The following is a 12,026-nucleotide window of genomic DNA, read 5'->3' as shown; positions in this document are numbered from 1 at the left end:
CGCGTGACGAACGCGCTGCAGTATCACGCTGCCCCGCGGGCTCCGCGGGCAGCTAGAGGGTTTTAGTCGCCGATCTGGTCGCGGCCGCGCTTGACCAGCAGCGGATCCGGCTGGCCCACGACCTCGTGATCCTTGCCGGTGTACTCGAACTTGCTGAGCACGTAGCGCATCGCGTTGATGCGGGCGCGCTTCTTATCATTGGACTTAATGGTGATCCACGGGGACTCGTTGGTGTCCGTGTAGCGGAAGGTTTCCTCCTTCGCCCGGGTGTAGTCATCCCAGCGGTCCAGAGATGCCAGGTCCATCGGGGAAAGCTTCCACTGGCGGACCGGGTCGACCTGGCGGATCGCGAAGCGGGTGCGCTGCTCCTTCTGAGTCACGGAGAACCACAACTTGGTCAGGGAGATGCCGGAGCCCATGATCATGTTCTCGAGCATCGGGACTTCGCGCATGAACTCGGCGTGCTGCGCGTGGGTGCAGAAGCCCATGACGCGCTCGACGCCGGAACGGTTGTACCAGGAGCGGTCGAAGAACACGATCTCGCCGCCGGCCGGGAAGTGCTGGATATAGCGCTGGAAGTACCAACTGGTGGACTCGCGCTCGGTCGGCTTCTCCAGGGCGACGGTGCGCGCACCACGGGGGTTGAGGTGCTCGTTGAAGCGCTTGATGGAGCCACCGGATATGTGCACCAGTGATTAGCCTAATCGTCCAGACTACACGCTGACGCCTTAATCAAGAGGTGACGGCATTTATCATATTGATATTCCGTTGAATTTCTGGATCACAATCAAGCACAAATAGATCCCAGAGGGAACCTTCTGCCATCGCTCGACACATTAACGGCTTTTACATGACTGGTAAATTCCCTAGGCACTGTCTCTTCACCTAATGCCAAATCACGCCATAGTCGAGAGACACCAGCCCCTTCCATGGCGGGTTCGTCAACGTCTTTAGCCACACATGAAAGGCTATACAAACCCCATTCAGATTCATCAAATGGGTAAGTGCCAAAGTCTCGCATATCCCTACGGAAATCTTGCATCATGACTTCGCGAATTACTTCGTCTCCCCCATGTGTAATTTCGTCAGTTACATAGAGTATCTGTGTGATCGCTCGCGCCTTATCCACTCTTTTTAAATACTGTTTATGGAATTGTTCAAGGTCAGACTCTCGAGCGAGGAAGTAAGTTGTAAAAAGCAGCGTTTCGCCAGACATATTAAATCGGATCACCGTCTACAGTGAAAGCTCCAGAATTTGTATACCTAGGCTGAGGGTAGCAGTGCCTTTTATGCACATTTTTTCCGAATTTGTTCGTGTACAAATCCGCATCTTTCTCCGCCTTTGTAGGATCTTTCGGATGATTGCCGTAAACCAACCCTACTATTGGGTTTCCCGGTTCATTCTTTACAACTTGACACTTCACTGTGTACATGCCCAGTTCATTTTTTTTCACAGCCGAAAAAGCTGGAGCTGGGCTAACGAACAGTAGTGAAAAAGCAACCGGAATGGAAATAATCCACTTGGAGGTTTTAGAAATATTTCTTAGCAAAGTTCTACCCTATCTACCTTCTCGTTTCCGCGGATGATCCATCTAACATTTGACCTGGTACCTGGAGCAATCGTATTGCAGGCGCTGTCTTTAGCCCCCAAAATAGGAGACGTGTTGGCGGTCATAATAACTTTGACTCTCATATCGGACTCGCAGTTGTTATAAACCTGGACAGCAAGTTTTTCCACCCTCGCCTCGACGCAGGATGGAGCGGTATTGGCAGAACGAGCCATCTGAGCTAAAGATGGCTTTTCTTCTACAAAACCGATGTCATATCCATGAGGAACTGAAACAGATTCTCCTTGGGATAGCTCTAAAATAGAGTAAGGATTTTCCTCCGCTTTAGGACTATCTTCAGTTGCAAACGCAGCTGGGGAAGCACAAACAGTCAGGAGAGTTGCCACCACAGTGGAGAGAATGGAAGTGCGCAATTTAGTACCGCCAATCTTCCCGCCATCGCTGTTGGCAGGAGGTCGAGAATGTAACTCCACTATAGTGGAAAGTGTACCCAGAGCTGCACTACCTAACCTCCGGCCTGCGCGGCACGGCGGATAAGGCCGGCGATCGGGAGTACCTGAACCTGTGGGCCGGGGAGAATTATGAACTCACGCGACCGGGGCCAGCTGCGGCGATCGTCGCGGAGCTGACTCCGTAGGAAACGAAAAAGGGAGGGCCACCCTGGTTGGGTAGCCCTCCCTTCGCTATGAGCGCGTGACGAACGCGCTGCAGTATCACGCTGCCCCGCGGGCTCCGCGGGCAGCTAGAGGGTTTTAGTCGCCGATCTGGTCGCGGCCGCGCTTGACCAGCAGCGGATCCGGCTGGCCCACGACCTCGTGATCCTTGCCGGTGTACTCGAACTTGCTGAGCACGTAGCGCATCGCGTTGATGCGGGCGCGCTTCTTATCATTGGACTTAATGGTGATCCACGGGGACTCGTTGGTGTCCGTGTAGCGGAAGGTTTCCTCCTTCGCCCGGGTGTAGTCATCCCAGCGGTCCAGAGATGCCAGGTCCATCGGGGAAAGCTTCCACTGGCGGACCGGGTCGACCTGGCGGATCGCGAAGCGGGTGCGCTGCTCCTTCTGGGTCACGGAGAACCACAACTTGGTCAGGGAGATACCGGAGCCCATGATCATGTTCTCGAGCATCGGGACTTCGCGCATAAACTCTGCGTGCTGCGCGTGGGTGCAGAATCCCATGACGCGCTCGACGCCCGAGCGGTTGTACCAGGAGCGGTCGAAGAACACGATTTCGCCGCCGGCCGGGAAGTGCTGGATGTAGCGCTGGAAGTACCAGCTGGTGGACTCCCGCTCGGTCGGCTTCTCCAGGGCGACGGTGCGGGCGCCGCGCGGGTTGAGGTGCTCGTTGAAGCGCTTGATGGAGCCACCCTTACCGGCGGCGTCGCGGCCTTCGAAGAGGATGATGTGCTTCTGGCCGGTGTCCTTGGTCCAGTTCTGCCACTTCAGCAGCTCGATCTGGAGGGCGCGCTTGATGTGCTCGTACTCATCGCGGCTCATGCGCTCTTCGTAGGGGTAGTCCTCGCGCCAGGTGTCGACGCGCTCGCCGTCTGGGGTGATCAGTACCGGGTCGTCTTCATCGGAGTCATCCACCATGTACCCCTCGGTGGATGCGAGGTCGACGAAGTGCATGTCTTCTTCGTTGGTATTGCTCATGCTGTGCACCTGTTTTTCGGCCTAGTGAGTGAGACTTCTACGCGTTCTATTCTACTGCTTAACAGCCCCGGGGGTGAGCCACGCCTCCCCTTAAAGTGCATTAAGAATCGCAGCTCGCGCTGGCTGGCCGCGACCATGCGGGGCGTGACGGAATGCGCAGGCAAATTTGGTGAAACCAAAAACCCCGCCACCGTGACGGTGGCGGGGTTTATTAGCTCTCGGCGAGGCTTAAATTAGAAGCCCAGTGCCTGGAGGAAGTTCGGCAGCAGGCCGATCAGCTTGGACAGTGCGCCGATCCAGTCAGCGACGTTGGACATGGTCTCGAAGAAGAAGGTTGCGTTGTTCATACGAAGAACTCCTAGAGTGTAGGCCCCCTCGCCCGAAGGCGAGTGGTGAAACTGTTTTTAGAGGGCCCCGCCGGGCAGGGCAGGGTGCGCCGCTAGAGCACTAGCGGCAAGCGGAAACCAGCGCGGTTTCCGGGGAGACTACTCAGCCTTGGAGGAACCCTTTGGCTCGACCTTGGTGTAGCCGTCGGTCTCTTCCCACTTGCCACCGAAGGACTTAGCCAGGTTGTTCAGGTTGTCCAGGTGAGCCTGCTTGCGGTCTTCACCCTCGAGGCCCTTCAGCTTGGTCCAGCCCTCTGGGTTAGCCATGTTGAAGATCGGCTTCAGGAACTCCCAGATGTTCTTCCAGAAGGTGGAGAAGTCGTTCAGGAAGGTGGTGATCATGTCGACGTTCATATGAACTCCTCGATAAGTATGACAGCCCCGCCACTTTCACGGGACCTACATTGGATCAACGCTTAGTGCGTTACGGCTCTCGATTATGGCACAGGGAATATTTATGTCAAGAGAGGATAACGATTTCCTGCCAACATGTGAAAAGGATCACATTTATAACCTTCTGCGACTTTCCATGATCGAGCATCTCCACTGGTTAACCCGCAATTAACCTGAGAAACCCACCCAGGTAACACCCACTCTGAACAGATGAAAAGCATTCCCGATAGGCGCTCAGATTTATATTTTTTACTTTCCTGAGGAACACCTGAGCATCTACGCTCGATGGGCACATACCCCGGTGCAGCACGCCACAGGGCGCCGTAACGCACCTCAGAACACCGCATGGGGCGGCTCAGCCGCTTAAGGCGAGACCCCTCCCCGACCTACCCCATCGGCACCCCAGAACGCACAAAGGCCTCCCGCCAGGAATCACCAAGATTCCCAACGGGAGGCCTTTAATACCCCTCCCCCTCAAGCGGGGGCGCAAGGAGCCCAAACGAGCCCTAGGATTCAGCAGCGGGGCTTAGCTTGCGGGCGTTTAGAAGCCGCCCATGGCGTCTGCGTCCGGCATAGCTGGAGCGTCTGGCTCCGGCTTATCCGCAACCACAGCCTCGGTGGTCAGGAACAGACCAGCGATGGAGGCAGCGTTCTGCAGTGCAGAGCGGGTGACCTTCACCGGGTCGGAGATGCCAGCAGCCAGCAGGTCCACGTACTCGCCGGTGGCAGCGTTCAGACCCTCGCCGGCAGGCAGGTTGTTGACCTTATCCTCGACAACGCCCGGCTCCAGGCCAGCGTTGCGGGCGATCTGCTTCAGCGGGCCGGCCAGGGCAGCGCGCACGATCTGCACGCCGGTTGCCTCGTCGCCCTCCAGGCCCAGGTTGTCCTCCAGGACGTGCGCGGCCTGCACCAGTGCAGCGCCGCCGCCCGGGACGATACCCTCCTCGGCAGCCGCCTTCGCGTTACGCACGGCGTCCTCGATGCGGTGCTTGCGCTCCTTGAGCTCCACCTCGGTGGCGGCACCGACCTGCAGGACGGCCACGCCGCCGGAGAGCTTCGCCAGGCGCTCCTGCAGCTTCTCGCGGTCGTAGTCGGAGTCGGCATTCTCGATCTCCTGGCGGATCTGCTTGATGCGACCCTCCAGCTGCTCCTTGGAACCAGCGCCATCGACGATGGTGGTGTCGTCCTTGGTGACAACGACCTTGCGGGCGGTACCCAGCAGCGGCAGGTCGGCGGTCTCCAGGTTCAGGCCGACCTCCTCGGCAATAACCTGGCCGCCAGTCAGGATCGCGATGTCCTGCAGCTGAGCCTTGCGGCGGTCGCCGAAGCCCGGAGCCTTAACAGCAACAGACTTGAAGGTGCCACGGATCTTGTTCACAACGAGGGTGGACAGCGCCTCGCCCTCGATGTCCTCAGCCACGATCAGCAGCGGCTTGCCGGACTGCATGACCTTCTCCAGCAGCGGCAGCAGATCCTTGACGTTGGAGATCTTGGAGCTCACCAGCAGGATGTACGGATCCTCCAGGACAGCCTCGCCACGCTCGATGTCGGTGGCGAAGTAGCCGGAGATGTAGCCCTTATCGAAGCGCATGCCCTCCGTGACGGAGAGGTTCACGCCGAAAGCGTTGGACTCCTCGACGGTGATCACGCCGTCCTTGTTCAGCTGGCCATCGCCGACCTTGTACATAGCCTCGGCGATCAGCTTGCCGATCTCCTCATCCGCAGCGGAGATGCCAGCGGTGGAGGCGATCTGCTCCTGGGTCTCGATCTCCTTGGCGTTGGCCAGCAGGTGCTCGGTCACCTTCGCGACACCAGCCTGGATGCCGCGCTTGATGCCCATCGGGTTGGAGCCGGCAGCCACGTTGCGCAGGCCCTCGCGGACCAGGGACTGAGCCAGAACGGTAGCGGTGGTCGTGCCGTCACCGGCGACGTCGTCGGTCTTCTTCGCGACCTCCTTGACCAGTTCCGCACCGATCTTCTCGTACGGATCCTCCAGCTCGATCTCGCGAGCGATGGTCACACCGTCGTTGGTGATCGTCGGTGCGCCCCACTTGCGCTCGAGGACTACGTTGCGACCCTTCGGCCCCAGGGTGACCTTGACGGCATCAGCCAGGGTGTTCAGGCCGGTCTCAAGACCGCGGCGGGCCTCTTCATCGAATGCAATCATCTTCGCCATTAGGCTTCAGATCCTCCGTTAGAGTTGGTGCGACACATGCGGGTCGAATCCAGCGCCCGCGACGGCACGGACGGGCAAGTGCCGCTCCACCCGTCCTCACTGAACTCGATCGTTCTTTTATCTGGCACTCAACCAGTGCAAGTGCTAACACCGTTTTTAGCACTCGCACCCCTTGAGTGCAAGGCTCGCAACTTTCGGAAAAGCGTTACCCTGGATCCCATGACAAATAACGCAATCCCTACCCCGAACGAGGCCCGCGCAGCCCTCGAGGCACAACTGCCCTTTATTAAGGACGCGCTGACCGAACTCATCGCTTTCCAGTCCATCCACTCCGTGCCTGAGCTCGACGAGCACAACGACGGCGCCGCCGACTGGGTCGTGCGCCAGTTCCGGGAGGTCGGGGTTCCCGTCGAGGCCTACCCCACCTCCGACGGATCAAAGTCCGTCATCGGCCTTCGGGAGCCGGAGGACGGCTACCCCACCGTCCTGCTGTACAGCCACTTCGACGTCCAGCCCGCCGGCAACATGGATGCCTGGAGCTCCGACCCATGGACCCTGACCGAGCGCGACGGCCGCTGGTACGGCCGCGGCACCGCGGACTGCAAGGGCTCCGTGAGCATGCACCTGGGCACCCTTCGCGCCCTCAACGAGCTCGCCGAGCAGTACCCGGTGCTGAACAAGGTCGGCATCCGGGTTGTCGTGGAGGGATCCGAGGAGCGTGGCGGCTACGGCTTGGAGAACCTGCTGGCCGAGCGCCCGGAGCTCTTCGCCGCAGACGTGTTCCTCATCGCGGACTCCGGCAACGACTCCGTGGGCGTGCCGAGCCTCTGCACCGCCCTGCGCGGCTCCGCGGCGGTCACCGTCCGCCTGCAGACCCTCGAGCAGCCGCTACACTCCGGCCAGTTCGGCGGAGCCGCCCCGGATGCGACCGTGGAGCTGATCAAGCTGCTCAGCACCCTGCACGACGAGAAGGGCCTGGTCGCCGTGGAGGGCCTGGCGCCGAGCACCACCTGGGAGGGCGTGGGCCCGGACGAGGCCACCTTCCGCCGCGACGCCGGCGTACTCGATGGCGTGGAGGTTTACGGCGCCGACCAGGGCTTGAATCCGAATGACCTCACCGTCGCCCGCCCGGCGATCACCGTCACCGCCATCGACGCACTGCCGGTCAAGGACGCGGTCAACGCGGTGCCGGCCGAGTCCGCGGCCGTAGTGAGCCTGCGCGTGCCACCGGGAATGGAGCCGAAGGAGTGCCAGGACCTGCTGGTCGCCCACCTGGAAAAGCACGCCCCGAACGCGAAGATGAGCATCGAGCGCGAGTCCCTGGCCGAGCCCTTCAGCGCTGACCTGACCGGCCCGGCCCTGCAGCGCCTGGCTGGCGCACTGGGTGACTCCTACGCCGCGGCTTCCGGCAAGGAGCACATGGACATCGCGGAGGTCGCCTCCGGCGGTTCCATCCCGCTGACCAATAAGTTGCTCTCCGCCCACCCGGGCGCGGAGCTGGCGCTCTACGGCCTGGCCGAGCCGCAGGCCCGCATCCACTCCGCGGATGAGTCCGTGGACCCGACTGAGATCCACTCCGTCGGTGCGGCACAGCTGCTCTTCCTCGCCCGCACGGCAGCTGAGGTGAACTAGCGCAATGGCGGAATCGGTAGCAGGCGGGGCGAAGAAGGCGCCCGCGAACGCGGGTGGTGCAGGAAAGATGGGCGGCGCTGAAAAGAAGGAAAGTACCGGACAGGCGGGCGCGGCACAGCGCTCCCCCGCGCCCGGTGACTTCTGGACCGTCCAGACCACCACCGGCGCGGTGAAGGGGCACGCGGAAACCGGTACTGCCGCATTCCGCGGCATCCCCTACGCCCAGCCACCCATCGGGTCCCGCCGCTTCCGCCGCGCCGAGCCCATCGAACCCTGGGAGGGAACCTTCGAGGCCCGCGCGGACGGCGAGTACTGCTACCAGTTCCGCAACAAGGCCACCGGTTGGATCGGTTCCGAGGACTGCCTGTGGCTGAGCGTCGTCGTGCCGCGCGGTACGGCACGGGGCAACAACACGACGAACGCGGACAGCGCCACGGACGTGGACACTGCTACGGGCGCGGAACCTGCCACGGACGCGGGCGACGCACCAGCCCCTATTAATAAGGAGCACGCGATCGACGCCACGGCGCGCCGACCCATCGCGGTTCACCTCCATGGTGGCAGCAACGTCCACGGGTCTGCGGCCGATCCGCAGCGCTCCGGCGAGCACTTCGCGCAGGCCACCGACTCCATCTACGTGGGCGTGAACTACCGGCTCGGCATGTTCGGCCAGCTTTTCTTCGGTGAAGGCTTCGACGACGAGCGCATCGACACCAACGCCGGGCTCTCCGACATCATCGAGGCCCTGAAGTGGATCCAGGCCAACGCCCGCGCCTTCGGCGGGGACCCGGAGCGCATCACGATCTTCGGCGAGTCCTCGGGCGGGGCGATGGTCACCGCGCTGATGACCAGCCCGGCCCTGGAGGGCGTGATCGCCGGCGCGATCGCCCAGTCGCCCGCAGGTGCAATGGTGCACACGCCGGAGAATGCGAAGTACTGGCGCGAGCAGGCAATGGTGGAGCTCGCCCGGATCCGCGGGCTCGTCGATAAGGAAAAAGCTAAGGCTGAGGCTAAGAGCAAGGACACAGACAAGCACAAGGACGCCGGCACTGGCGCCGAACCCGCCACCGCGACCGGCGGCCTCAGCGTCGATGACCTCTTCGACGCCACCGCCACCGAGCTGGGCGAGATCACCGAGGCCCTCGTGGCCCATAACCTCCGCTACGCACCGGGGGTCTCCGGGCCCTTCGCCCCCATCGTGGATGGCGACCTGCTGCCCAAGCATCCGCTGGCCAAGGGTGCGCAGCGCGACCTGCCCCTGCTAGTGGGTTATAACCGCGACGAGTACCGCCTCATGCGCTGGGAGCCGCTGCGCACCAAGCACCAGTGGTCGCGCACCGTCGCGCTCGCCGGGCACGTGAGCACGGATGTCGACGAACTCCTCCAGCACTACAAGGGTGTTCAGCGCCGCTCCGCCGTGGGTGAGTTCACCGGGCACGCGATCTTCGTGGCCCCGGCCTATCTGCTGGCCGAGCAGCACCCCACGGGCAAGGTGTGGTTCTACCGGCTGGACATGACCACCCCTTCCCTGGAGCTCAGCGGCATGGGCGCGACCCACGCCCTCGACCTGCCGCTGCTGTTCCGCCGGGTGGATACCAGCCGCGGCAAGCTCGCCCTCGCGCTCGGCGGGGCGAAGCAGATGAACCGCACCAGCGAGGCCATGCTGCGCCGCTGGCGGGCGTTCCTCCACGACCTCGACCCGGGCTTCGAGCGTTACCGGGGTGACACGGACGCTGTGGGAGCCGCAGCGCAGAGCGCTGAGGCGACTACTGCGGAAGGGGCCGACCCAGCCCGCCACATCCAGGTCTTCGACGGCAAGCGCTTCGATAGCGGCGAGGAGAACCAACTGCTGGAGCCCTCCCCGCGATGGAAGGCCTGGGAGAAGCTGCATATCCCGCAGGTCTGAGCGCCAGGCGTGAGGCTGGTGACGTCCTCAATATAAGGACAGGCGAGAAACAGGGACGCGGTCCGTGGGAAAACACCCCGGGTCGCGTCTCACATTATGAGATAGCATATCCCACCTATTGCACCCCCATTTGGGCCTAAAAGCTGTTGAACAACTCGCGGGGGTGAAAGGAAAGGGATATATTCATGCCCATGATCACAATTCTTCTTAAGCGAGTACCCAACCCGGGTGGAGGCGCGGACTGACCCCTCCACCACCGGGGTAACAAGCGCACACGCTTAAGAGTCGGTCCACGAACCGAACAACCGGCGCACAGGCACAACCGCCAAGCGCCACCAGGACCGACCACAACGAGGAAGAGTGACCATGAGCACCACACTGATTCGCTTCGCGAAGCCGGAGACCAGCCGCCGAGAGCACAAGAGCTACACCACCACCCCGGCGCTGCGCTCCAACTCCATCACCTTCAACGCGCAAACCCAGACGCGCATCCAGAAGCGCCGCCAGCGCACCCGCACCTTCGCCGAGGACCCATTCCGCTCCCGCTTCGGGCAGCGACTGCCCAAGGCGATGCGCGGCGAGGCCCGCGGCATGGACTGGAAGACCTTCCGGCGCTCCTACTCCCCCAACGACATCCAGGTGGAGCAGCTGCGCTCCCAGCGGAAGTCTGCGGGCAAGCGCCAGTACGAGATCAGCATCCGCGGCCTGCGCGCCGACCAGCAGGGCACCCGGGTGTCCATCACCGCGATGGGCGCATCCTCCGCAATGTCCGAGATCCTGGCTGATCACGACCTGGCCGTGGAGATCCTGAAGTTCCACCAGTACGAGATCTTCGAAGCCACCGCGACCTTCATCTTCGCCACCCATAACGGGAAGCGGACCTGGGCCGTGGGCTTCGGTGCGGACCGCGATACCTCGATCGCCAACGCGCTGTGCTCCGCCGCAGCGCTGCTGCACCGCCGCTAAAGCAAGAGCTCTATAACAAGGCCACGCGACGGCCTCAAAAATCCAAAAACCCCAGCGCCTCACCAGTGCTTTCAGCGCCCGCGGTTGCCACTCCTCAGTGGCAGCCGCGGGCGCTGTGCTGTGCGAATTAGTGCGCTCTAGTCCCGGGCGGTCTCCCGCAGCGTGCGCGCCGTCAGCTCCACCGCCGCGCGCCACGCCCTCGGCTGGGTGAAGCCCTCCTCGGCCCCCGCATCCCCTCGGGTGCGCACCCCCGGCTCCAGCGCGGCACCGGCCGCGCGGGCTGCCGCGCGCTGGCGGGCATAATCCCCGCCCGTCTCGATCAGGCGCAGCACATCCTGCAGCTCAGCCTTGCAGCCCAGCTCCTCGGCAAGCGGGGAGAGCTCCTCCACCCACCGGCGCAGCTCGTCGGTGACCATCCGCTCCGTGGTCTCCCGATCGGTGATGATCAGCGCTTTCAGACCATAGCGGGCAGCGCGCCACTTATTCTCCGCCACGTGCCACTGCTGCAGGCTCGGCAGCTCCTCGCCTGCGTCGTACATCCGCTCGAAGTACACGACCAGGCAGTGCAGGTACGCGCTGATCGCCGCGACCTCCCAGATCGCCATCGTGGAATCCGCAAAGCGAACCTCGATGGTGCCGTACTTGGACGGGCGGACGTCGAAATGCATGGAACCGGTGTGGTTAATCACGCCGGAACGGTCCTGATCGCGGTTGAATTCCTCCCACTCGTCCCAGGAGGCGAATTGATAAGGGATGCCCGCGGTCGGCAGCTGCTGATAGAGCAGGGTGCGGTTCGAGGCATAGCCGGTGTCCAGGCCCTCCCACGCCGGGGAGGAGGCCGACATCGCCAGCACGTGCGGGTAGTGCGTCATCACCGCGTTGATGATCGGCCAGACCTTCTCCTTCGAGCCCACGCCGACGTGCACGTGGATGCCCCAGATGATCATCTGCCGGCCCCAGTACTGGGTGCGCTCGATGATCTCCCGGTAGCTGCCCTTGTCGCTCATCTCTTGGTCGCCCCAGTTGGTGAACGGGTGCGTGCCCGCGGAGAACAGCTGCACGCCGATGCGGTCGGCGCAGTCCAGCAGCTGCAGCAGCTGCTCGCGCAGGTCCTCCACGGCAGCGGGGATGTTCCCGTGAACGGTGGTGACCATCTCCACGGTATTGGCCATAAACTCGCGGGTCACGCGGTGGCCCGGGTAGACCTCATCCATGAGGTCGAGCAGCTCGCCAGCCCGGGGGACCAGGTCCAGAGTCTCCGGGTCGATGAGGGCGACCTCCCACTCGAGTCCAACGGTGGGTTCAGATCCGGGAAAGTCCATCGGCCCAATCATCCCTTCGCTCGGT

10 protein-coding genes and 1 pseudogene are annotated in these 12,026 nt (G+C 62.5%); 4 read left to right on the top strand and 7 right to left on the bottom strand.

What is annotated here, in order from left to right; all coding sequences use genetic code 11:
* Positions 1–62: 62 nt before the first annotated feature.
* The 3 genes and pseudogenes from QP413_RS05895 to QP413_RS05885 form a co-directional block, all read right to left on the bottom strand.
* Positions 63–677 (bottom strand): annotated as a pseudogene (locus QP413_RS05895) (polyphosphate kinase 2); the annotation flags it as partial.
* Between the two features lie 110 nt (positions 678–787).
* On the bottom strand, positions 788–1,231 hold the full coding sequence (locus QP413_RS05890) for a hypothetical protein (protein ID WP_141759507.1): 444 nt from the start codon (positions 1,229–1,231) through the stop codon (positions 788–790).
* Between the two features lie 312 nt (positions 1,232–1,543).
* On the bottom strand, positions 1,544–2,041 hold the full coding sequence (locus QP413_RS05885) for a hypothetical protein (protein ID WP_141759506.1): 498 nt from the start codon (positions 2,039–2,041) through the stop codon (positions 1,544–1,546).
* 11 nt (positions 2,042–2,052) lie between these two features.
* Between QP413_RS05885 and QP413_RS05880 the strand changes: the two genes are divergently transcribed.
* Complete coding sequence (locus QP413_RS05880) at positions 2,053–2,205, top strand: hypothetical protein (RefSeq protein ID WP_284759354.1); 153 nt, start codon at positions 2,053–2,055, stop codon at positions 2,203–2,205.
* Between the two features lie 115 nt (positions 2,206–2,320).
* Here the strand turns inward: QP413_RS05880 and ppk2 are convergent, their stop codons facing one another.
* The 3 genes from ppk2 to groL form a co-directional block, all read right to left on the bottom strand.
* Positions 2,321–3,220: a polyphosphate kinase 2 gene (gene ppk2 / locus QP413_RS05875; protein WP_148792652.1), complete on the bottom strand. Its 900-nt coding sequence runs from the start codon at positions 3,218–3,220 to the stop codon at positions 2,321–2,323.
* Positions 3,221–3,705: 485 nt separating this feature from the next.
* Positions 3,706–3,960 carry a hypothetical protein gene (locus QP413_RS05870; protein ID WP_284781075.1) on the bottom strand — a complete coding sequence of 85 codons (255 nt, stop codon included), beginning with the start codon at positions 3,958–3,960 and terminating at the stop codon, positions 3,706–3,708.
* 580 nt (positions 3,961–4,540) lie between these two features.
* A complete protein-coding gene (gene groL / locus QP413_RS05865) occupies positions 4,541–6,175 on the bottom strand; it encodes a chaperonin GroEL (RefSeq protein ID WP_284781073.1) in 1,635 nt (544 codons plus the stop codon).
* 219 nt (positions 6,176–6,394) lie between these two features.
* On the opposite strand from groL, the gene QP413_RS05860 reads away from it, so the two are divergent.
* The 3 genes from QP413_RS05860 to QP413_RS05850 all read left to right on the top strand — a co-directional run bounded on the left by QP413_RS05860 (position 6,395) and on the right by QP413_RS05850 (position 10,679).
* Positions 6,395–7,807, top strand: a complete 1,413-nt coding sequence (locus QP413_RS05860; RefSeq protein ID WP_246821301.1) for a dipeptidase — start codon at positions 6,395–6,397, stop codon at positions 7,805–7,807.
* 4 nt (positions 7,808–7,811) lie between these two features.
* Entirely contained in the window at positions 7,812–9,713 is a 1,902-nt protein-coding gene (locus QP413_RS05855) for a carboxylesterase family protein (protein WP_284781072.1), read from the top strand.
* 366 nt (positions 9,714–10,079) lie between these two features.
* A complete protein-coding gene (locus tag QP413_RS05850; protein ID WP_012360954.1) occupies positions 10,080–10,679 on the top strand; it encodes a hypothetical protein in 600 nt (199 codons plus the stop codon).
* A 137-nt stretch (positions 10,680–10,816) separates the two neighbouring features.
* On the opposite strand, the gene QP413_RS05845 is transcribed toward QP413_RS05850, so the two are convergent.
* Positions 10,817–12,001, bottom strand: a complete 1,185-nt coding sequence (locus QP413_RS05845; RefSeq protein WP_284781070.1) for a glutamate--cysteine ligase — start codon at positions 11,999–12,001, stop codon at positions 10,817–10,819.
* Positions 12,002–12,026: the final 25 nt, after the last annotated feature.

The sequence above is a fragment of the Corynebacterium sp. UMB4614 genome, from assembly GCF_030217065.1.
Classification (GTDB): domain Bacteria; phylum Actinomycetota; class Actinomycetes; order Mycobacteriales; family Mycobacteriaceae; genus Corynebacterium.
The sequence above is the reverse complement of the archived record's forward strand: the minus strand, read 5'-3'. Positions and strand labels throughout refer to the sequence as shown.

Coding starts and splice junctions, on each gene's coding strand:
- ppk2 (WP_148792652.1), bottom strand. CDS start 3,220: ATGAGCAATACCAACGAAGAAGACATGCACTTCGTCGACCTCGCATCC.
- QP413_RS05870 (WP_284781075.1), bottom strand. CDS start 3,960: ATGAACGTCGACATGATCACCACCTTCCTGAACGACTTCTCCACCTTC.
- groL (WP_284781073.1), bottom strand. CDS start 6,175: ATGGCGAAGATGATTGCATTCGATGAAGAGGCCCGCCGCGGTCTTGAG.
- QP413_RS05860 (WP_246821301.1), top strand. CDS start 6,395: ATGACAAATAACGCAATCCCTACCCCGAACGAGGCCCGCGCAGCCCTC.
- QP413_RS05855 (WP_284781072.1), top strand. CDS start 7,812: ATGGCGGAATCGGTAGCAGGCGGGGCGAAGAAGGCGCCCGCGAACGCG.
- QP413_RS05850 (WP_012360954.1), top strand. CDS start 10,080: ATGAGCACCACACTGATTCGCTTCGCGAAGCCGGAGACCAGCCGCCGA.
- QP413_RS05845 (WP_284781070.1), bottom strand. CDS start 12,001: ATGGACTTTCCCGGATCTGAACCCACCGTTGGACTCGAGTGGGAGGTC.